General features: G+C 59.0%; 4 protein-coding genes and 1 pseudogene. 3 read left to right on the top strand and 2 right to left on the bottom strand.

Features of this window, described 5'->3' with window-relative positions; translation table 11 throughout:
* Window positions 1-878: 878 nt before the first annotated feature.
* The 3 genes and pseudogenes from tnpA to tnpC form a co-directional block, all read left to right on the top strand.
* Window positions 879-1,178, top strand: a pseudogene (tnpA, locus tag ACN9M3_RS16210) (IS66-like element accessory protein TnpA); the annotation flags it as partial.
* A complete protein-coding gene (gene tnpB, locus ACN9M3_RS16205) occupies window positions 1,175-1,522 on the top strand; it encodes an IS66 family insertion sequence element accessory protein TnpB (protein WP_426317946.1) in 348 nt (115 codons plus the stop codon). The pseudogene tnpA and the gene tnpB, both read left to right, overlap by 4 nt.
* 30 nt (window positions 1,523-1,552) lie before the next feature.
* The gene (tnpC, locus tag ACN9M3_RS16200; protein ID WP_426317945.1) at window positions 1,553-3,100 is read left to right on the top strand and encodes an IS66 family transposase; all 1,548 of its coding nucleotides are present in this window, start codon (window positions 1,553-1,555) and stop codon (window positions 3,098-3,100) included.
* Window positions 3,101-3,400: 300 nt separating this feature from the next.
* Here the strand turns inward: tnpC and ACN9M3_RS16195 are convergent, their stop codons facing one another.
* Together ACN9M3_RS16195 and ACN9M3_RS16190 are read right to left on the bottom strand one after the other, a co-directional pair.
* On the bottom strand, window positions 3,401-3,829 hold the full coding sequence (locus tag ACN9M3_RS16195) for a hypothetical protein (protein WP_426317944.1): 429 nt from the start codon (window positions 3,827-3,829) through the stop codon (window positions 3,401-3,403).
* A gap of 67 nt (window positions 3,830-3,896) precedes the next feature.
* A complete protein-coding gene (locus tag ACN9M3_RS16190; RefSeq protein ID WP_426317943.1) occupies window positions 3,897-24,149 on the bottom strand; it encodes a calcium-binding protein in 20,253 nt (6,750 codons plus the stop codon).
* Between the last annotated feature and the right edge of the window lie 73 nt (window positions 24,150-24,222).

Below are 24,222 nucleotides of genomic sequence, written 5' to 3'. Positions count from 1 at the left end.
TTGATCAGATGTCCAAAAGACAGACCTGGCATTGGCCCACTGGCTCACAGACTACGAGAGGATACGAGCAAGACACGAACTGGATACGGGACTGTCTTTGCCGCCCCCTCACGAATAGCATGCTTGCTTTTGGCAGCAGCCCCTCTCGCGCCCCCGCTATTGTCCAATTACATTGGGGGCAAAAATACTTCCACTACGACTTCGCCAGTTAATCGATCGACTTTGGCGCAGCTTATCACCTTTGCATCCTGAGGCCTATCCGTTGCAATATATAGTTCAAAAACACCCTCTGTATCTGTTATCCCCGACCCTAGAGTGAGATTCCTTTCTTCCTCCGGGGTCGGAGGTACATATCCGACCAAAGCCGCCTTGGTGGCTTCCTTGGCTATCGCCTCCATCTCGGAAAGATTCAACTTGCGCCTTCTTTCAATTACCATGGTTTCCACCCATCCAAACAATCACCTGCTGGTGTAAATACTCCCTGTTGTCCAGTCGAGTTGAAAATCGCACTTCGCTGACTGCCCATGGCACCAAGTACAGCGCGATCGCCAGGCGATGAGCGTAAAACACTTACATCAAAACCAGGGTGAACATGTGACGACCACCGCCAACCCAGTGCAGCCAGGTCTGCTCCAATTTGCGGCGTAATCGGAACTGATTCCGCATCACCACGATAGATCAAACTACGGCCCCCAAGGAGAACAGTAAGCGTACAGTCACCACCGTCTGGACCGTCTAGCAGGTCCCAGCCATGATTGAATTTTGGCACAGCAGTTGTGCCCACAAATTTGATTATGGACACGAATTTTCAACCAGTCATTCAGCGCGCGCCGAGAGGTAATTACCGGCGCCACTCCCTGGAGTTTAAGCGCAGGCTCGTCGCGTTGACCTTGGAGCCTGGCGCCTCGGTCGCTCGCATAGCGCGCGAACACGGCGTGAACGCAAACCAGGTGTTCAGTTGGCGCAAGTTGTTCGAGGCGGAACTGCCGGTGCCCGATGGGTCAACGCAGGAGGCTGCGTTGCTGCCGGTGATGTTGGCGGCGCCAACAACAGCGCCAGTGCCGGAACAGCCCAACACCGGTGCCATGACGCTGGAGATTGGGCGTGTGAGATTGCGCATTGACGGTCAAGCAGATCCCTCTACGTTGGCGCAAATACTGGATCGGGTGCTGCGATGATCGGCCTACCGGCGGGAACCAAAGTCTGGCTGGCGGCCGGCACCACCGACATGCGCAGCGGATTCAACGGCCTGGCTGCGAAGGTAGAGACCGCGCTGGCGGAAGATCCATTTAGCGGCCACGTGTTTGTGTTCCGTGGCCGGCGCGGTGATTTGATCAAATTGTTGTGGTGGACCGGCGACGGCTTGTGCCTGTTGGCCAAACGGCTTGAGCATGGCCGCTTCATCTGGCCACAGGCCAGCAGCGGCAGTGTGGCACTGACGCAGGCGCAGTTGTCGATGCTACTGGAAGGCATTGACTGGCGCCGGCCCGAGCGAACTTGGCGCCCACAGTCGGCCTTGTAAACATGACAGCATTCTCGTAAACTGAGACGCATGCTGACCGCCACCGATCTCCCTGACGACATTGCCGCCCTGAAGGCAATGCTGTTGGCGCGCGACGAGCAAGTGCAGCGCCTGACGGCGCAGCTCGACACCCGCGCGGCAGAGATTGAACACCTGAAGCTGTTGATCGCCAAACTGCAGCGCATGCAGTTTGGCCGCCGTTCCGAAAAGTTGGAACGCCAGATCGAGCAGCTGGAGTTGAAGTTGGAAGACCTGGAGGCTGAAACGGGCGCCGCCGAAGAGGCCGAACCAGAGTCCAACCCGCCAGCGCGCCGCAAGGCGGCGCGCAAGCCGTTGCCAGATCATCTGCCACGCGATGAATGCGTGCATACCCCGGAGGTAGATGCCTGCCCGGCATGCGGCGGCGGCTTGCGCCACCTTGGCGAGGATGTATCGGAGCAGTTGGAATATGTGCCAGCCAGCTTCCGCGTGGTCCGCCACGTGCGTCCGAAGCTGGCCTGCAGCTGCTGCGACGTCATCGTGCAGGCACCTGCGCCAAGTCGGCCGGTGCAACGAGGGATTGCTGGCCCTGGCCTGCTGGCTCACGTGCTGGTGGCAAAGTACGCTGACCACCTGCCGCTGTATCGCCAGAGCGTGATCTATGCGCGCGAAGGCATCGAGTTGGATCGTTCGCTGCTGGCCAATTGGGTTGGCGCCGCTAGCAGCTTGCTGCGCCCCTTGGTTGATGCGGTTCGGTGCCACGTATTTGCCGCCACCAAGCTGCATGCTGATGACACCCCAATTCCGGTGCTTGCACCTGGAAACGGTACAACGCGCACGGCACGCCTGTGGACCTATGTGCGCGATGATCGTGCCAGCGCATCGGCGGTGCCGCCGGCTGTCTGGTTTGCCTATAGCCCAGATCGCAAAGGCATCCACCCGCAAACCCACCTGGCCCAATTTAAAGGCATCCTTCAGGCCGATGCGTATGCCGGCTTCGATGCCATCTTCGACAGCGGCCAGGTACGCGAAGCCGCGTGCTGGGCGCACGCGCGACGCAAATTCCATGACCTGCATGTGGCACGGCCATCGACCGTGACCACCGAGGCGTTGCGGCGTATCGGCGCGCTCTATGCCATTGAAGCCGAGATCCAGGGCCAGCCACCGGATCTGCGGCGCGACGCTCGATTGCTGCGCGCACGCCCCTTGCTGGACGATCTTGAACGCTGGCTGCGCGCCACGCTCACCACCTTGTCGAACAAGTCCGACACGGCCGCTGCCATCACGTACTCGCTCAAGCTGTGGCCAGCGCTGACCCGCTATTGCGATGATGGCCAGATCGAGATCGACAACTCGGCCGCAGAGCGCGCCCTGCGCGGCGTTGCCCTGGGTCGCCGCAACTACCTGTTTGCCGGTGCAGACAGCGGCGGCGAACGCGCAGCCGCCATCTATGCGCTGATCGGCACGGCCAAGCTAAACGGTGTCGACCCCGAAGCTTGGCTGCGCTATGTGCTGGCCCACATCGCCGACCACCCCGTCAACCGCGTTAACGAGTTCCTGCCTTGGAACTGCGCGGCGCAGCTCGCACCTTCCAATTAACTACACGCCGCTTCCCAGCGGTGTGTTCACATCATCAGGGAAGTAGGCGCTTCATTCAATACGGTATTGAACGGACGCTTACGGAGAACATCGCGAATTCATCTCCGGTCTGAGCCGTCAACGCTGCCAAAGCCTTCTGACCAAAGGACTTATGGACGATTGTGTTCGAGCCGAACTCTGGAAGCTGATCCAGTACAGCACGTTGGCGCGCATTCAGGTCTCCCATGCCGCGTGCAATAGCAGCTGGGTTACCAGTAGCGGGATTGGATGCGATCATTGGTGCTGAGCTATTTGCCCCATTTATTCTGTCGATATAACTGGGACACCCGCCATCAGCATCCGCTCTTTTACCTCACGATAAATATCATTATCTTCAATTGCAAGAATACAATTCTTCACGCCATTAACGATTACATACCTTGCCTCTTTTTCTATGAGGCGTAGTTCCACTCCAGACTCCTTGCATTTTTTCTCAAGACTAACGGCAACATCCATACTTATCACATTCAAACTGACGGACGTCATACCTTTCAATTTTAATAGCAGTTCGGCTGTTGGCACTTTCGCGTACTCTGACGAAATGTTTTTCAACTTCAAAACATCTTTTCCAGTGACACCATTTTCAAAAAATATCACCGCTTCAATCTGTTTCGGCAACGGTCTCAAATGCCACTCTGGCGCAGACCCATCCCAGAGATACGAATAATTATCAATTTCTGCTTTACTCATGAAATTCTCCTGCAAAGCACAATTTGTAGCGATTTTTCACAATTTCTCACAATAAAGTCAAGAGCCATCATTGCCCCGGCTTTTTGGGAATCCAGATACTCTTTGTTGGATCAGAGTACAGTAATCCATTTCCGTTACTCAGATCACGTCCCAAACCAAACCTTACCGTCACGTTCCTATCAACTGGAATAATTAATGAACTTCTTTGCGGAGATCCTATACTTTGCAAGTATTCCATAACGGCCATATCGGCATCGCTAGCATAACGAGCGCCACCTGCCCCATTTATTCCAGGATGACTATGATTGATAAGCATACGATCTGCTTCCAACGGGAAACGTACACTTCCTCCCTCACCCGAATGCAAATAGTATTGGCCACCACCGCCATTTTTCCCTGGCCCCATTTTGTATGTGACAGCAAATTCAACGTCGTGTTTTGCCGTCAGATTCTCGATTTCAGCAATCGTAGGTCGACCTGCAATTGGGGTTCCCGATGCGCCAGGTAGTCCTTCACCTGCCCGTCCACCATATAGCAATCGTTGCACTGGTGATTCGAGTTGTGGGCCGACCAATGTATTTGCCCCAACATCTCCAACAGGTGACAATGATACCGATCCTCGACCTGGTGCGCCAGCAACCATCGCCCCTAAACCAGCAAGGAGCCCTCCAAATTCGTTAGCAGACGCAACTTGAAACTCATTCATTCCGGCCAAGCGACTCAATTGCCCTGGCAAGGCGGCACCAGGGAATCCTATCAACAGACTCATGCCAATTGAGTTTCGGGTGGTCAGGCGTTGATATTCGAGACGAGCCTCCGCAGCACCGTCCACTGCAACTGCCTTTGGCAACGCCAACTCATTCAGATACGCTTTCCGTTCCTGTTCGCTGGCCGTTTGCACCCACTCCGTTGTCCCGCGCGACGGCAGACGGCACAACGCTGCGATTTCGGCTTCTGAATACTGCCTTGAACCGCCTGCAATCATAAAGTCGGGCGCGGGTGGAATATTCCCAATTGCCTGACGAATTAACGCAGATGTACGAGCAGCCCGTGTTCTATCGCCGGCCGCAAACTCTGCGGCAATACCAGCGGCAGCCAGTGCATCGTTCTCGATCTGAAGCCTCGATGCTTCTTTAAACGACAACCTAAATTCATCCAACTCCGATGCAACATTTGGCAACGTACCAAGAGAAGCTTCCAGTTCCGGCGTGATGATTGGCTTGATCGGTAACGCTTCGATTGTAGGCATCGACTCGCCACGAGCCATTGCTCGGGCGGTGCTTCGTTCACGGGCTGCGTTCAGCTCCCGATCCGAATCGAATTGCTCCGCCAGGCTTGACCCGATTGCATTGCCGAATGCATCTGTCGCCACCTGAGCTACGCTTATCTTCCCTCCACGCATAGCAGCGGTTGCGGTCCCCGCTGCAAATCCGACAAGAGAGGCTTTGAACAATCGCTCGCCCCAATCCATCTGGGCGACGGCAACTTTATCATTAAGGTTCAGCCCATCCCCCATGGCCTTGCCCACTGCGCTACCGACTGCGGCTGCTACGACCCCGCGCCACTTGAATCCGTTCTGAAGGCCCAGCACGATGCTGACGCCTTGTGTCATTGCATTGCTCAACGCACCTCTCATCGCTGCGCCGGCAATACCCTCGCCCACTCCGCTCATCCCAGCAGTGATCGCAGCACCGATACCGGAAACCGCGACCTGTTTCCAACTGAACTTGGACTGGTACCCCATGGCGACCGAGGCGCCTTGAGTGATGGCACTGCCGACCATCGCGCCGGCCGCCGCCCCCGCCATACTTGCCGCAGTGGCAGCGGCCCCCGTCCACGCCGCCTCGGCTGCAAGTTTCGCTGCCCACTCCTGGCCGTATATGGTCGCGACAACGATCACAACAACGGCGACAATTTGCCCAACCACACCGCATCCCTTGCTGCCCGCCGGGGCAGCTGGGATCGGCATTGCAGGCGTGGTGTTGCCAACCGCATCGGCCGCATCATACGGCTTGAAGGTCTGGTAGTCGTTGCGGACCGTATTCACGCGCGCTGGAATACGCAGCGTCTTGCCGACAGCGAGCTGCTCGTCACCTGCCATGCCGTTGGCGTCGGCGATCAGGTACCACAGCTTGCTGTCACCCCAAAGCGCTTGCGCGATGCTCGATGGCGTCTCGCCGCTGCCGCGCACCACGTAGGCGCTTGGCGGCGCCGACAGGCCACTGGCGGTCGCTGGCTGGTAGGTGTTGACGAAGCTGGCGTCGTAATCGTTCACCTTGCTGCGGCCCAGCAGTTGGCCGTTGACGATCAAGGAGTACGTATCGAGCCCGCCGTCATTCCTGATCAACATCTGGCCGTTGACATCGTTGATGAAGGTGCGGGACTTCTCTACCGCGTCGTCCGGCTTTTCAATGACCTTGATGGCGAAGCCATTGCTGTCGTATTGGGTCGTGGTGTATGAGATCCCATCTGCGTTGCGCGCCGATGCGAGCGATTCTTTCGCCGTATCAAACCAAAGGTAGTCCGTGGTGAACTGCGTGACCGGTCCGCCGTTAGGCGGCACGACAATGTAGCCGCGCAGGTTGCCCGCCTTGCTGTAACCGATATGCGTCCCGTCGATCACGTAGCCGGTAACCATCTTGAAGAAGATGTCGTCCAGGGCGTTGTTGCCCAGGTCGCGCATCTTCTGGCGCGTCATGCGGCCTGCGGCGTCGTATTCGGTAATCCGGTATTCCTTGGCCAGCTTCCATTCGTCCATCAGCCAGCCCCAGGTCGCGTCTGCGTCGACGCCGGAGCGCACCACGCGGCCTGCGCCATCGTAATAACGCAGGTCGATCAGGTTTTCATCGCGGAAGGTCTTCTGCAGGCGGCCCGCGCCGTCATATTCGAATCGTTCGGTGACCACCGCGTTCGAGGCGTGGTACTTGTCGCTGGTACGATTGCCGGCCCAGTCGTAAGTGATTTCGTGGCTGCCCTGGCCAAATTGGGCAATCTGGCGCGTGTTCCCTGGAAGGAGTTCGAACGTGACTATGCCATCGACCAGGGTCTGGCGATTCATCGCATCGAACTTGTTCATTACCCAGCGCTCGTTTTCCTGCCCGCTGTCGTTCGTGTACGTCGTGCGGACTGTCTCCCTGTTGCCAGCCGCATCATAAGTGATCTGCAGGTCGAAACGGCCATCACCGACGTGGACCATACGGCCCAGCTGGTCGTATTCGATGGAATTGTTCTGCACCACCCGGCCACCTGCTTCCGTCCTTTCGCGCAGGTGGTTGCCGGCCAGGTCGTAGGCGTAACTGGTCACCTTGTTGTTGGTAAGGTCGTCGATCCGCATCAGGCGGTCGCCATCATAGGTGTATTTCAGGTTCTGGCCCGGCAGCGTGCCGCGCTCGGGCGAAGTCTGTGTCGCCAACTGGCCGAGGCCGGTGTACGTGTAGGTCGTCCTGACGTTACCGCCGTTGGTATGCGAGGCAAGCCGCCCGGTGAGCGGGTCGTACTCCCAGTACTGAATGCGCGGGCCGCCGTCGTCCATCATCACCATGGCGGTCTTGTGGCCAAAGGCGTCATAGGCGTAGGAGGTGGTCACGCCTACCTGGTCGACTTCGGCCAGGATATTGCCGGCGTGGTCGTAACGCACCACACGCTTGCCGTTCATGCCGTCCGTGGTCACCGTGCGGCGGCCAAGCTCATCGTATGCATACGACTCGGCCACTTCGCCTTCTGCGTTCAGTTGTCCAGCCCACAAGCTGCCATTGCTGTCTTCGTAGGTATGCCAGGTTTCGGCAAAGTTGGAGACTTTGCTTAAATGGGCCAGGTGATCATAGGCGTATTGGGTGTGGACGCTTCGGTCTGCACTGGTAAAGGTAAACATGTCGGTGCGGTCACCAAACATGCTGTATTTGTACTCGATCAGGCCACCGTCGGCGTGATGTTCTTCACCCAGCTGGCCATCGGCGTCATAGACCTTGCGCTGCAGGTTAAGGCGGCCATCCCGTTGGCCGACTTCGCGGCCTGCTTCATCGAAATAGGTTTCGCCCAGATAGCGCACTTCGCCAAGGGCACTGTCCACTGCCTCCTGCTTGACCATCTGGTTATTGTCGTTATAGCTATAACGGATGAACCAGTCTGGATTGCGGGGATCGGTCACTTCCAGCACGTTGCCCCAGCGGTCCAGGCGCTGCATGCTGGTGGCGCGCACATTCTGCTCGACCGGCCCGGCCGTGCTGCCAAGGTATTTGACAGTGCGTTTGCCCGCATCATCGATGGTGACCAGCACCCGGACGGTTTCCTTCAGTATCTCCGATGTCCCTGTCTGTGGGGTGTAGTAAAGGCGGACATCGTACTGACCTGCAGGCGCCGCTGACATATCGAACAGGGCCTGGTCGCCGAAGTTGTGGACCTGGTCGCCACTCGACGAGACAAGCTGTCCGTTTGGCAGCGTGTATTCCATGCGTGGCGTCGCCAGGCCATCGGCAGGCATCGGCATTGTCACGTATGGCCCGCCGCGTGCGGCCTGAGGGTTGTCTACCTGTTTGTTTTCACTCAGGAGCACCCAGCCCTCGGTCACGTCTTTCTTATAGATGCGGACCGCGTTCCATCCATCGATTGACGGCCAGCCATACATACTCAGGGTAGTGTGGCGAACGCCGCTATCTTTATCGGGCTCAGGCAATTGGTCAACTCGCAGAATCTGCTCGAATGTCGGCGAGCTTGGCTCTGCAAAGCTGGTGCCGCGATCCAGCGGTGAAACGCCACCGTTGTAGTAAGAGACCTCGATCTTGATATCGCCGCTGCCCAGGCCATCCGGCAGGGTGAATCCGACGTTAACGACGTTGCTGCCTGACCAGTAGTAGCTCCAGTTCGGCCCGTCTACCTCGACGATGTCCGAACCGTCAGGAGAATGATATCTCCAAGCAACCCGAGAGGTTTCCTTCTCCTCCGCAGAAACGCTGGCATTAACGACCGAGCCGTTTGCGGGTATGTTGGCGGGAGCGCCTGTGCCGTGCGCGGTGCCGGTCTGGCTGACAGCCCGGCCCATCAGGTCATAGCTGGTTTCGTTACGGATGATACCGTTGGCTGTATCCAGGTTGCGATCAAGTTTTTCCGCTACAGCCTTGGCGGAATCGTACGATTTAAGGTCGATGTCCTTTGCGCTGCGGATCTGGACCGTCATCTGGCCCGCCACGTTATAGAACATAACCTTTTCGACCCGGTCGCCGGCATTGGTGCGCCACATATTGCCGGCGTTGTCGTACGAGGCAGTCTCGTAGAGGGTTCCGTTGAGGCTCTTGCCTACGAGTTCGCCGAAGGCATTGAATTCGTTCTCGTTGACAGTCGTGCCGACATCGCCGCGCATATGATCGGTAACCGAAGCTGCGCGAGATGGGTCCGTACCTGTGCTGTCATATTTCAGCACCCACTGGCCTTGCCCGTCACGGATATAGACCTTAACGCTGTTGATAGATTCAATACCGCCAAAGGCTTCGGAAGAGTCGCTCCAGGAAACGGTGACACCTGTAGTTCCAGACAAGGGCGTCCAGAGGCCTGGTCCATTTTCCGTCTCCTCCAGCACCTTGACGCGGTCGATACCTTCTTCGACATAGTTGGGCGGGGCCACACCGCCCTGCTCTCTCGCCTCCTGGAAATAGCCCATCTTCGTCTTGTAATTCAGCTCGACTTTGACTGGCCCATTACCCAGGTCCGGATAATTCAACCGTACCCTATTGGTTCCGGTATACGAGGAAGATAGTTCCCTCGCAAGGGTGGGATAACCAGTATTCGGCGCACTCAACTCAATTGAGCTTAGTACCTGGTTGTTCTCTGCTTTTACTGCAACACCCGGGGTGATGACCTTCAGCACCTGGCCCAGCTGGTCGTACTGTGTGATCGTGAAGGTTGTCCGCACAAAGGACTCACTGGCCGACAACATGCTGGTCACGTTCTGCCATTGCTTGGCTACGCGGCCATAAATATCGTACGAGGTATAGGAAGTCTTCCCTTCAGCATCCGTCTGCGCGATGGCATGACCGTTGATGTTGTAAGTCGTCCAGGTAGTACGATCTGCGCTATCCGAAGCGGGGACAATGTAGTTCCCGGCCGCGTCCAGAAAAGCTGCCGTGGCGTACGCAGTCTGCTTGACCACATTGCCGTAGACGTCGCGGTCGAACGTGGTCAGTGCCAACTTGCCGTCTTTGCTTCCCTTGACCGTAATCGCGGCCACGTGTCCCGTGGCATCGTAGTAGCTACGGGTCTCGGCGCCGCTGGCATCCTTGGTTGAGAGCAAATTGCCGACGGCATCGTATTCATAGCGGGTGGTCACCAGGACATGGTCAGTCGCCATGGCGTTGTTCGCCCACGCCCCAACGTCAACATTGTGGCGTGTCTGGGCGGTCTTCTGGCCGACGTTGTCGTAGCCATAGCTGGTCACGCGGTCCTGTTCGCTCACGTCCGCGGCACCAAAGGCGGAATCGGTCATGGAGCTTGCATTGACCCGGTTGGAGAACTCGATGACCTTGTCAATTTCGCCGAATGCGCTGTATTCCGTCGTGGTCAGGAAGCCACGTGCTGCGTCTTCCGCTACGAACTGCGCAATGCGCTCACCGCGCTGGTTGTAGTAGTAGCGTTCTTCGCTTGGCGTGGTAAGTTTTGCGTTGATGTTTGCGGGATCTGCACCGTAGACGAATTTGTGGCGCAGTTCGCCAAAAGCGTTGTACTCATTGGCGGTGACACGCACCAGCATGCGGTAGCCTGGCGCGCCATTCACGTTATCGAAGACGTAGCTGCCCGGCTCGGAAACGGTAGCCACGCGGCCAAGGCGGTCGTAACTGGTCTTGATCGTGCGATCCTGGCTGTGATCCAGCGCTTCCAGGCGTTGCTTGACGTCCGCTTCGCTGAAGTCACTACCCGTCAAGTTCGGCACCACTGCATAGCGCGTCAACGCCGTCTGCTGGCCAAAAGCGTCGTACTCGAATCCAGTGACCTGGCCTTTCGCATCGATGTCGTACTTCACGCGGCCCATGCGGTCATAGACCTTGCGGCTGATCCCGCCGCCGACGTCCCGACTCAAAATGGCATTGCCCATCAGGTCGTACGTTACCGTAACAGCGACTTCACCCGAGTCCATCTCCGCCATGCCGGCATCCTTTTCGGTGGACGGTGTTTCGGCAGAATTGTAAATGCTGAAGCGCGGCAGGATGGTCTTCACCTGGCGCCCGGCCAGGTCGTACCGATAGCTGGTAGTGCGCTCGTAGCCAGCCACGCCGGCGGCTTCTGTGCGCGATACCAGATTGCCCAACGCGTCGTAAGCCAGGCGCGTCGTCAGCGAGACGTTGGCCGTGACATGATCGTTGCCCATTACCTGCACCGGCGGTGCCACTTCTTCCATCAGTTGGCCGGCTGCGTTGTAGCGATAGATCCATTCCTTGCCAAGCTTGTTGGTGAAGGAGATCTTGTTGCCTGCGCCATCGTAATGGAAGACCTCCGAATGCTTCTCGCCATCGGTCGAGCGCACAAGATGGCCCTGCGAATCGTAATCAAACGATTCGTGACGGCTCTTTCCAGCCGCGATCTGCGCGGTGCCAAACTCTGCCAGTTTATCCAGCGTCTGGTCGGCCTCGGACAGGGTCATCTGGTCCTGGTAGGCGTAGGTATCGGTCACCTGCCCCAGGGCGTCGTACCGCATTTCCTTAACATAGCCCTTGCCATCGATGCTGAAGCTCACACGCCCGTCTTTGTCGTAGACGTTGCGGCTGGTCCGGTCGTTGTCGGCATCAAGGTGCAGTTTGATGAAGTCGCCGACCAGTTTGGCGCTATTCATTCCCGACAACAAGTCCGCCGAGATCGGGGTTGCGTAGGCGATCGTCGTGGCGACACGTCCCAGCGCGTCGTAGCGCAGTTCACTCACGCCACCTTCCGCGTTGATCGTGTATTGCGCGCGGCCTGCGGCGTCATAGATCGTGCGGCTAACGCTATACGCCGCACCGGGCGTGAAGTTGACAGGTACAGCACCCAAGACTTGCGTGACGTATTCCGTCACCGCCACGACGTTGCCGCGTGCATCGTATTCCTGCCCGACGACATTGCCCTGGGCGCCGATGGTGTATTGCAGACGGTTGCCGGCATCGTAGACATAGCGTGTGGTGCAGTCGCGGGTGGCATTGGCCTGGCCACTCTTCAGCCAGGCCGTGTAGTCGGCGAGCGTTGGGTTGGCAGGCAGCGTGGCGGAGGTCAAGCCCGCCGCGTAAGCCGTGCGTTCGGTAACGTTGCCTGCCTTGTCGTAGGCTGCGCTCGACACGGCCCAGCGCAACGCGCCGTCCACCACGCCTTGCGCCGTGGCGGTATGCGTCACCCGGCCCATCTCGTCGTAGGCGAAACGCTGCATGGCATCGTTGATGCTGTACTTCAATGAGGCCGCCGACAATTCAGCGGCACTCGGTTCGGCCGACGTAATCTGCGTTGCCAATGTGCGCTGCACGGCCAGCAGGCCGTTGGCATCATATTCCCGGGTTTGCAGTGTCCAGGTGTATTTGTCGCCATCCCAGGCCTGGGCGGTCGCCGTGGCTGCAACGCGGCCTACTGCATCGTAGACAATGCGTACGCGCTCGTCGCCTGCGGCAGGGCTCATGCCAGCCAGTTGATCTGCCGTGGGAGCACCGTGGGTGAGCGGCGTTGCGAAGGACGTGGTGCCGACCAGGTTGCCGGCGCCGTCGTAGCTGCGAGTGGAGACCGACCATTGCTGACCGTTCTGCCCGGCCTCCAGCGCCGTGAAGGTGGCAGCCAGGCGGCCTGCCCTGTCATAAACGAAGCGTTGGTGCTGGTCGTGTGCGGCGTTGGTAAACCTGCCGGCGTCAATGCCTGACAGGATGTCGGCTTCCGTCATGGCAGGGTTGATCGGGGTGGCGAAAGCAAAGGTCTCGCTCACATTCCCCAGTACATCGTAGCGATAGGCCTTAAGCGCGCCCATCGGATCCACGGTGGCGGCAACCTGGCCGTCCTCGTTGTACAAGGTACGAGTGGCGATGGCAACCGGCGCCAGGGCTTGCAGGACCCCGGCAAGGGCAGATACATTGCCGCCGTTGAGCGTTGCCAGCGTCGACGCATCGATCACGCCGTCATAGGTCACATTTCGCGCAACCTGGTTGAAGGCGTTGTACTCCGTACTGACAACCTGGCCCAGGGTGTTGACCGTATGCGCGAGGTGGCCATCTGTATCATAGAAGTACAGCGTACGCGCTCCGCCCGGCGCAGTCATACTGATGCGGCGGCCAGCATTATCGTACTGGTAGCTTACGCCGTAGGTATTCCAGACCGCATCGATCGCGGCGGGAGCTGCGCCCGCTTCAATGATGCGCCATGCTGCGCTGGCCGGCAGTTCTGCGGTCAGGCGGCCTTCTACGTCATAGCGCGCCAATGCCGATTCGGCTACAGGGGTACCCGCAAAGCGCATCACCGAAGTGACTTTGCCCAGCTTGTCGTACTTGTACTGGGTCACCGTCTTGTCAGGTGCGGTCTCGGTCGCAAGCTGGTTCAGCGCAGTGTAGGTGTAGTCCCAGGTGCGGTCGGCGATGGACGCTCCAGGGCGCAAGGTAGCGATGGTTGCGCCAGCCTGCCAGTTCACAGTCGTGGCATAGCGTACTTTGCGCGAGACATTGCCTTCCTTGTCGTAGACGGTCTCGGTCAGCGTGCCGCCAGCATCCACCGTGCCTACCTGTTGGCCTTTGCCGTTATACAAGTAGTTCGTCGTTACGGCGCTGGCTGCGACTGCTGCACGCAGATCGGCAAGGCTGCCAGTCGTGCGCAAAGCCGTGTTGGTTGCCTGGCGGTAGACGATGCTCGATACCAGTTCACCAGTGGCGCCGTAGACGAATTCCGTAAGATTGCCCGAACCATCGAGCGCGCCCAGCCGGTTTCCGTCTTTGTCGTAGAAGTAGCGCGTAACGCTGTCGGCCGGGTCGGTTGCCAGCGCAAATGCAGCCGGCGCATCGGTGAGTTTCAGTGCAGACGCGTCTACGGTTTCTGCGTGCCGCACTACCGATGCGATATGGCCGGCCGCATCGTACAGGGTTTCCGTGACTTCCCCCTGAGCGTCAACAGCCTGAACCAGGCGCCCCACGGAGTCATAAATGTTCCAGGCATGACGGTCAGCGGCTTTCGCGTCGGGCCTTACGCTCGCCAGCGTCCTGGCAACCGGCTTGCCGCCGGCATCGACCAGTGCCGACGTATCGACCGGCGTGGCGTAGGCAATGCTATGCGTCAGCTGGCCGTTCGATCCATAGCGGTATTCGACCAGGCTGCCGTCGCCATCGATGTCGGCGATCTTGCGGCTTGCGGCATCGTACATGACGAAACTGCGCATACCGGCAGCATCCACGGTCATGACCGGGCGGCCAGCAGCATCATGGAAAATGCGCGAGGTGCCGGTTGCCACGGCCGAGCTGGCGGTCCTGCTGAGCAGTTGGCCAGCGCGGTTGAGGACTTCGCTGACCGTGTTGCCGTTGACGCCTGTCGTGACTACCGTGCGAATTGCATCGTCGTACACCGTTGCCGTGGCTTGTGCGATCTCCGGACGAGAATCCAGCGTCGCGATGACGCGGCCAAGGCCGTCGTAGCTGTAGCTGACCTGCTTGTTATTGGTGTCGATGGTTTGCAGGAGCAAGCCGTTCTGGTCATAGGTATAGCGACGGACGGACTCCGTGCCATCCACCACACCGCTTCCGTCGGCCGCCAGCGCGGCATAGGTGGTCGAGGATCGTACCTGGCTGCGGCTGTCGTAGATGAAATCGGTGCGCACGCTGTTGCGGCGATCAATCCCTTCAGCCCAGGCCGCCAGCGCGGCCTCCGACGGCGCTTCCGTCGCCCCCAGGGTGGACACATTGAATTTTTCACCGGCGTATTCGAATGTCGTTACCACCTCGCCCTTGGCGTTGTAGAGCGATTCGGTGACGCGTCCCTCCGGGGATACCTGGAAGCGCAGGCGGCCCTGGGCATCATAGACGTTGCGGGTGGTCTCGCCGTTAACCGTCTGGGTTTGCACGAGGCCGGGTTTTGCGAAAGTGCGGCTGATCTCACGCACGCCGGCAATTCGGTCGAGAACCTGGTTGCCGTCGCTGTCGTAGGCGAATTGATTGACGACACCATTGGCGTCGGTCACGCTGAGGATGTTGCCGTTAGCGTCGTAGGCGTAGTCCGACGATTGAAGGGTCGTCAGGTCGGTCACCTTATCGAGCTTGCCTGCGCTGTCATACGTGTACTTGACCTGGTGGCCTGCGGGGTCTTCGATAACAGTACCGTCCGCACCGCGAACCAGGCGCGTCATAAGTCCTGTGCCATCAGTCATCGTATCAACCCACGATGCGCCACTCACGGGGTCCTGCTTGTACGTCAAGCGCAAGGAACTGCCATCCTTTTGCGAGATGCGGGCGATACGTCCGCTGTCGCCGTCGTAGCTGTACATCGTCCAGTAGACGTCGCCATCGGCGATGCTGTTGTCGTCCGGTGTCAGGTCGGTACGCACCATCGTCAGGCGACGCTGACCGTCGTAGTCGTAATAAACACGGGTGCTGTTCTTCGCCAGGCCGTTCGAGGTGTAGTCCACGCGCACCGAAATCAGCTGGGCCGCGTTGTTATATACCATCACCACTTTTTCGCCGGAAGCGCCGGCGATGTAGTCCAACTGGCCGTCGGTCCGGTAGGCATACGTAGTGACGTTGCCGCTCGTGTCGCGCGAGTTCATAAGACGGCCATTGTTGGCCGCGTCATATGTTTCAATTACACCGCTAGCGCCGTCCGTCCAGATCCACTGCTGCAAGCTCGCATTGAATACCAGCTTGTCGTAGGCGCCCTGCCCGTCCAGCGAGCGATAGGCAGCGATCGAGGCATCCCAAGTGTATTTACCGCTGGACCCATCGCCGTTGCTGCGATAGGCGGTATTGGTGGCGGAATCCAGGCGCACCGTCCTGCCGGTGCTCAGTTGCCAGTTGGTCCAGCCAGTGAGGCCAATCTGGGACTGCGAGTTATAGGTTCGGCCGAGACTCACATCCAGGCCGAGCGACGCCAGCGCTGCATCCTGCTCCCGCAGCACAAAATTGCCGTTGCCGGTATTTACCAGCGTCAGCATTGCGTCAGTACCGACGCTGCCTGCTGCCTGCAGTGCGCCCGCATCGAGGTTCTCGATACCCATTCCGCCAAAGCTGGAGCCGTTGCTCATCATGGCAACAATCTGCGCGGTGGCGATTTCCGTGCCATCGGCAAAGCGGAATCTCTCGATGATGTTGCTGGTACCGACAAACCAGTTTTCGAACGTGACCTGGTCGACCTGGGAGGAGTTCGCTGGGTCGACTACGCGCACGACAAGATTGTTAGCGTTACGGGTAACATTCAAATGTGCCAACGTGATCGTTGGGCCAAATTCAAGCACGTCAAGGTCGGCATTGCTGCTATCGGCAATGGTATCCATGCCGTCGCCGCGCGCGAAGAGATAGGTATCGTTGCTGGCGCCACTGACCATGCGGTCGTTGCCGGTGCCGCCGACAATGACATTGTTGCTGCCGGCCACACCGCTACCGCTGATCTGGTCATCGTTCGCGCCGCCATCGACGTAATTGCTGCCGCCACTGAAGTTAATGGTGTCGGTGCCTCCATTGCCCTGCAGGTTGTTGTCGCCCGACGTATCGGTGATCTTGTCGTTGCCGGCGCCGCCAAGGATGGTGTTGTTGGCGGAGTCGCCGGTCAGCGTATCGGAAACGCTGGTGCCGGCAATGAAGTTCACCAGCGCCGGCAGAGCGTTGCTTGCGATGGAGCTGCCATCTGCAAACTCGAAGCGTTCGATCTGGTATTGTGCGTTCGTGAACCAATTCTCAATGGTGACCTGGTCGGAACGCCCCGGCTTGCCGTCGCCACCGACGAGTATCACCAGGTCGTTCCCCATCCGCATGAAACTCAGGTTGGACGGGGCGATGCCCATGCCAAAGCGCACGCGGTCCGTGGCGCCGCCATTCGCGCTGTCGTAATCGTAGATCGTATCCTGGCCGTCACCCCGGTTGAACAGGTAGGTGTCGGTACTGGAACCGCTTTCCAGGCGATCGTTGCCTTTGCCACCTTCCACTTCATTGGTCTTGCCCTGTCCGGCTCCAGCCGAGGAAATCTTCACCCAATCGTTTCCGGTGCCGCCTTTGACCGTGTTGTCGCTGGTGGACGCGAACTGGATCGTGTCGGCGCCGTCTCCCCCCAGGAGCACATTGCGCGTGCCGCCGGAGTCGCTGATCGAATCATTCCCGCTGCCGCCGTCGATCGTGTCGTTCCCGCTGGAGGTGCCAGTGATTGTGTCGTTGCCGCCCAGTCCATAAGTCGCACTGTTCTCGCCAGCGATCGGCCCAAGCGACCCGTCATTTAACTCCGTGCCGTTGCGCACGTTTGCCAGCGCGTTGACCTGGTCCTTCGACAGGCTGGCGCCATCGGCAAATTCGATCCGCTCCAACTGGTAGGCGCCAGTTGAATTGAACCAGTTTTCGACCAGGATGGTATCCAGGGTTGGGCTGCCCGCGTCGCCAATTGAAATCAGCAGGTCATAGGCATTGACGCGGCTGAAGCCCATGTCGCTTTGCAAAATGCCCTCGCCCAGCACCAGGCGGTCGATTTTTCCATATGCATTGACATCGTAGTCGGAGATCGTGTCCTGTCCGTCGCCACGGTAGAACATGTACGAGTCCGCCGCGTTCGAGCCAACCAGGCGATCGTTCCCGCGGCCTCCGGCAAGCTGGTTTGCGTAGGCAAAATTGCCGGGACTATAAAAGGTCACCGTGTCGCTTCCAGCGCCGCCGAAAATAGTATTGTTCGACGAATTGCTGTAGGTGATGGAATCGTTGCCCGAGCCACCCAATATCAGATTGCTGCCGGAACCCGCGTCGCTGATCGTGTCGTTGCCCGCGCCGCCATCAGTCGTGTCGCTGCCGCCCGGATCATTGATAAAGTCATTGCCGCCGTTGCCAACAATACTGTCATTGCTGTTGTAGCCGCGCAGGTTAGGGTCATTGGCTTCCGTGCCGATCAGGGCCCGCGCCCGGATCGTTTCCGCACTCCAGCTCGTACCATCGGCGAAGACAATCTGCTTCACACCGGTACTGCTGGCTGTGGTATCGGACGCCATGTTGGATAACACAATGCGCCCGACTTCAACCCCACCCTGGCGAATCATCAATTCAAGGTTGTAGCTGTCGATCGGACGCACAAAGCTGACGTCACCTGGATTGATGCCCGCCCCCAGCCTCAGCGTATCTTCGTTGCGCAGGCCGAAGATCGTGTCGTTGCCATCGCCCAGTTCATAGTTGAAGGTATCTGCCCCGTTCCCGCCCGTGTACGTGTCGTTGCCTTCACCGCCGTCCAGGTAATCGTCACCATCGCCGCCGTCCAGGGAGTCGTTGCCGCGTCCGCCTTCAACTGTATCGGCCCCACTTCCTCCGAAGAGGGAATCGTTGCCCGCGTTGCCAACGATGGAGTCGTTGCTGTTGTAGCCTCGCAGGTTGCTTTCGCTAAATTCCGTGCCGATCAATGCCCGGGCACGCAGCATGTCCGCGCTCCACACCGTGCCGTCGGCAAAAATGACCTGCCTGACGCCAGATTCATAGTAGTCGGAAGCTTGATTAACCAACACAATGCGCCCGACCTCTGAACCCGCCTGGCGAATGACCAGGTCCAGGTTATCGCTGTATCGCTCGATCGATACGTCGGCTGGATCGATGCCGATTCCAAGTTGCAGGACATCTTCATTGCGCTCGCCAGTGATCTTGTCCCTGCCACCGCCAAGTTCGTAGATGTAGGTATCTGCGCCGGCGCCGCCTGTCAGCTCGTCGTCGCCGCCGCCAAAACCTGTGCCGCCCCTGAGCGTGTCATTGCCATTGCCACCGTACAGGGAATCGCCGCCCTCTCCGCCATCAAGGGAATCGTCGCCGTCTCCACCGTATAATATGTCTTTGCCACCGCCCCCAAGCAACGTGTCGTTGCCGGCTTCGCCCGAGATATTGTCGGCGTCACCACCGCCGTCAAGCAGGTCGTCGCCTGCACCGCCCGACAGCAAGTCGTTGCCAGCACCACCCAGTATGGAATCGCCGCTGGCATAGCCGTAGTAGCGATCGTTGGCGTCTGTGCCAGCCAGGTACAGGGTTCTTAACTTCGCGGCATTCCACACCGTTCCATCAGCAAAAACCACCTCTTTGACACCGTCCTCGCTATATTGGGAATCAGCGCCCTGGTAGTGCAGTACAACGCGGCCAACCTCCATCCCGCGCTGGCGGATCACAAGTTCCAGGTGAATGTCGTTTCGCACGACAGTCACATCATCTGGCGAGATCCCTGCGCCAAACTTCAGGATGTCCTCGTTGCGCTGGCCGTAGATCGTCTCTTTTCCATCACCCAGCTGGTAGATATAAGTATCGGCGCCGGCCTCCCCGTACAAATAATCGTTGCCAGTCCCGCCAGCGAGGGTGTCGTTGCCGGTGCCACCGTGCAGGTTGTCGCCCCCTTCCCCTCCATCCAGGAGGTCATTGCCGTCGCCACCAGAAAGGTCGTCATTGCCGCCTTTGCCGAACAAGGCGTCATTACCGGAGTCGCCATACATCCTGTCCGTGTCAGTCCCGCCGTCCAGCGTATCGTCGCCATCGCCGCCGTATAAGAAGTCGTTGCCGGAATCACCAAGCAGAACATCGTTCCCTGCGTGGCCGTACAGGGTGTCGGTATCGGCTGCGCCATCAAGGATATCGTCACCAGCTTCGCCGGACAGGCGATCGTCACCGGCACTGCCGGAAATGAAATCGCTGCTGCTGTACCCGTCCAGGTTGCCGTCGTCATATACTGAACCGGTCAGCGCACGCGTCCGGATCTCCGCAGCATCCCAGGACGTGCCGTCCGCAAATTGAACCTGCATGACACCGCTTACGTCGGTTGTTGCGTCCGACGCTTGATTGATCAAGACGACACGGCCGGCTTCGTATCCGTCTTTGCGGATCACCAGCTCAAGGTTCGCAGCATTTCGCACGATCGACACGTCGGCCGGATCGATACCAATCCCTAGCCGGAGCGTATCTTCATCACGCTGCCCATTAATTTCATCCTTCCCGCCACCAAGCTCATAGATGTAAGTATCGGAACCGCTACCGCCCTGCAAAGTGTCATCACTGTAGCCAGTGCCGCCCTTGAGCGTGTCGTTGCCGGCGTCGCCGTACAATCGATCAGTGCCTTCGCCGCCGTCGATCAGGTCGTTGCCATCGCCGCCATACAAGTAGTCATTGCCCTGCTTTCCGAGCAAGGAATCGCTACCCGCATATCCAGATATATTGTCATTGCCAGCGCCACCGTCAATGGAATCGGTGCTGGCACCGCCATTCAACTTGTCGTCGCCTGGAGTGCCGAGTACCACACCTCCATACTCTGTTCCATTTCGCGTTTCGCCTGCCGGTGGAATCGCGGCAATCGACAAAATCTTCGCCGCATCCCACACCGTATTGTCGGCAAAGATGATCTGCTTGATGCCGATGCCGTAGCTAGCGTCGTAGGCCTGGCCCTGCAAAAGGATGCGACCGGCCTCAGTGCCATTTGGGCGCACCATCACCTCTACGTCGTTGCCGCGCCGAACCAGGGTAACGTCGCCTGTACTGATGCCAGCACCCAGCTTCAACGTGTCTTCATAGCGCCTGGTAAAGATGGTGTCATTGCCGTCACCCAGCTCGTAGACATAGGTGTCGGTTCCGGCTTCTCCGTCAAGGAAGTCGTCGCCAGCGCCGCCATTCAGTAAGTCGTTGCCGTTACCGCCGTACAGTGTATCGGCACCACCATTGCCCAGGATTATGTCGTCGCCGTTATATCCCCGCAGTTCGCCGTTGTTGCGGTTGGCATCATCGACCAATGAACGTACACGGATCGTTGCCGCATCCCACACTGTGCCGTCGGCGAAGACCATTTTCTGGACACCGCTGGTGGTGTCGGAATCGTTAGCCTGGTTCGACAGCACGATACGGCCGACTTCCACACCACTCTGTCGAATGACGACATCAAGACAGGGGCCGGAGACACCATGATAGACGCGTTCGAAGCTGACATCGGAAGGATTGATACCAGCCCCCAATTGCAGGGTATCCTCATTGCGCTGGCCATAGATCCAGTCATTGCCGTCACCCAGTTCATAGACATAGGTGTCGGCGCCCGCTCCGCCGCTCAGTTCGTCATTGCCTTGGCCGCCGTTCAGGACGTCGTTGCCGTTCCCACCATACAGTGAATCGTTGCCGCTGTTTCCGAGCAAGGAATCGTTGCCCGCGTCACCGTAGATCAGGTCGGAGTCTGCGCCGCCGTCAATGGTGTCATCTCCCGCACCGCCAGAGATGGTATCGCTGCCGCCATTGCCCTGGATCGCATCGTTGCTGCCATACCCGCTCAGGCTTGCTTCACTGGCCGCGGACCCGGAGAGGGTGCGCACGCGAAGAGAGGCGGCATCCCATACCGATCCATCGGCAAAGACGACCTGCTTGACGCCGTCGTAGGCATTGGCAGAGTCATATCCCTGGTAGACCAGCACAACGCGCCCGACTTCAACTCCCTGCTGTCGAATCGCCAACTCCAGGTCGTTGCCATTTCGCTCCACCGAGACGTCGGCTGGATTGATGCCAGCGCCCAGCCGCAGCGTGTCTTCATTGCGCTGGCCGTAGATCCAGTCCTTGCCACTACCCAGCTCATAGACGTACGTGTCTGCGCCGGCGTCGCCCCTCAGGGTGTCGTCGCCCGCGCTGATGCCAAGGCCGCCACTGAGCGTGTCATCACCAATGCCTCCCGACAGGTCGTCAGCACCTTCGCCGCCATCCAGGATATCGTTGCCATCGCCTCCGGTAAGGGTGTCGTTGCCAGAGTTGCCGAAAGCGCTGTCGTTACCGGAGCCGCCATCGATCGAATCGGCACCCGCCCCCCCATCAAGGGTATCGGCTCCGGCGCCGCCGGCCAAAGTATCCGTGCCGGCATTGCCGGCGATGAAATCGCTGCTGCTGTAGCCGGTCAGGTTGTCGTCGATCCCATCGCTTCCGATCAGGGCGCGCGCGCGAATCGTCGCCGCATCCCATACTGTTCCGTCCGCAAAAATGAGCTGCATGACCCCGCCGGAGCCGGAAGTGACTTCGGCCGCCATGCCCATCAGGGCAACGCGGCCCCTTTCCAGGCCACCCTGGCGGATGACAAGCTGCAGGCTATCGTAACTGTAACGCTCGAACGTCACGTCAGCAGGACTGATTCCCTCGCCCAGGCGCAACGTATCCTCGTTGCGCTGCCCGTAGATGATGTCGTTGCCATATCCGAGGCTGTAAAGGTAGGTGTCAGCACCTGCCTCGCCGTACAGGGTGTCGTCAGAGGCGCTGATGCCCGCAAGCGTGTCGTTGCCGGCTTCTCCATGCAATATGTTGGCGTCGAAGGCGTCTTCCAGCACGTCATTACCGTAGCCGCCAGACAGCGAATCGCGGCCTTCACCGCCGTTGATATAGTCGTCGCCGGAGTTGCCTTTCAACGATTCGTCGCTGGTAGTGCCGGTGACGATCGAAGCATATACCGGCGCACTCATCGCTACGGCGCCCATGAACATCATGTCGGCTCCGCTCATCACGCTGCTGCTCGCCAAGCCCTTGTCGTAGGAGGTGGCCATTACGTTGGCAGTGGCATCGAGGTCCGTCACTTCTGCCTGGCCAGCGGCGGTGGTGGTCGTCAGCAAGCGGCCCAGTCCATCGTAGGTGTATTGGGTGGTGCTGCCGTCAGGGGAAATCACCTGCAGCAGCTGGCCTGCCTGGTCGTAGACGAATGACGTTGTGCCGTGCTCGTCGGCTCGGGTCGCAACCAGGCCGCGCACGTCATACGTATAGTTCGTCCGCTGTACCGCATGCTTTTGCTGCACTTCATTGGCAGCCCAGGCGCGCAGGGCCGTTTCCGTGCGCGGGCCGCTGCCATAGCGCGAGTCCGGATAGCGGACCGTTGCGATGCGTTGGCCCGCAGTGTCATATTGATATTGCTGTACCTGACCGTCAGGCGCGACCACGAACGCCAGCCTGCTGGCGCCATCGTAAACATAATTCGTCAACGACGCCTGGTAAGTGGCATCGTATGAAATTTCCGCCAGCAACCGGCCATCGGGCGCGAAGCCACGCTGCAGGACCAGCATGCCGTCCGCGCCGCGGATGGCGACGCGCTGGCTGCGTGCATCATACTCGTAAGACATGGTCGCGGCATCGGCAGAAGCTGCGCGAACCACGTTGCCATTCGCATCGTATTCAAAGCTTGCCTGCGGCAGGCTGCCAGGAGTACCGACTGCCAGCAGGCGGCCTTCGCCGTCAAAGCTATAGGCGACGGCCTTGCCAGCCGCATCCGTCAGCACCGTCTGCCCTTGCTTGTATTCGATGGCCAGGGTGCCCTGCGCATCTGTAATACTCGCAACCTTCCACGCATCGTCCGCGTACACGTAGCTCATCCTGACCAACGTGCCATCTGTTTGCGCAATGCTTGCTACGCGGTTGCTGTCGCCATCGTAGGTGTACTGCACCACGTACGTATTGCCATCGGCGACACTGTTGTCTTCCGGGCTCAAATCGGTCGTCACACTGGCCAGGCGTTCAAGGCCGTCGTAAGCGTAGCGCACCCGGATCAACTCCCGTGCGCTATCGCCGGTCACCGTTCGGTATTGGGTCAGGTTGCCGTTGGAGTCGTAGTCGAAATGGGTAGTGTCGCCGGAAGACGTGCGGATGGCAGCGACAAGGCCGCTTTCTCCATACTCGTAGTTCAGGCGCACACCTTCGCGGTCCCCGGCCAGCAGCAGGCGGCCATTGTGAGCCTCGTCATAAACCTCGTACAGACCCGTGCCGGTTTCGTCGCGCCACGTCCATTTCTGGTAAGAGCCGAAGACAAGGCTTTGGCTGCCGTTCTCGTTCAGGTAACGACCGCTGGTGGAGTCGAAAACGAAAACAGAGGAACTGCCATCGCCCTCGAGGCGGGTGATGTTGCTGCCGGAAGCGTTCAATGTGCCGATCAGCGATCCGACCTGCTTGTGCAGGCCGATTTTCCACTGGCGCCCGGCGCCTTCGTCGAAAGCACCCTGGGAGTTATAGGTGCGTACCATTTTCAGGTCGACGCCGGCGGCCGCCACAAAGTCATCGCGCCGCTGTAATACAAGGTTACCGTTAGCGATATTCAGGTAGCCAGCCTCGCCTGCCGCCCCTTGCGGCCAGCGCCCCGCCACGCCGCCCTGCCCCATCAAACCCAGCGAAGAATTCGACAAACCCGCACCGCTACCGCTAACTACTGCAACCATCCACCACTCCCAATTGATATTTTTCGTTGTCCACGGCCTGCACCGCGCCAACCTCATATCAATATATCCATCG

Source organism: Pseudoduganella sp. R-43 (assembly GCF_049913255.1).
Lineage (GTDB): Bacteria > Pseudomonadota > Gammaproteobacteria > Burkholderiales > Burkholderiaceae_D > Rugamonas.
This window is presented reverse-complemented; position numbering and strand designations above follow the sequence as displayed.

Coding starts and splice junctions, on each gene's coding strand:
- ACN9M3_RS16195 (WP_426317944.1), bottom strand. CDS start 3,829: ATGAGTAAAGCAGAAATTGATAATTATTCGTATCTCTGGGATGGGTCT.
- tnpC (WP_426317945.1), top strand. CDS start 1,553: ATGCTGACCGCCACCGATCTCCCTGACGACATTGCCGCCCTGAAGGCA.
- ACN9M3_RS16190 (WP_426317943.1), bottom strand. CDS start 24,149: ATGGTTGCAGTAGTTAGCGGTAGCGGTGCGGGTTTGTCGAATTCTTCG.
- tnpB (WP_426317946.1), top strand. CDS start 1,175: ATGATCGGCCTACCGGCGGGAACCAAAGTCTGGCTGGCGGCCGGCACC.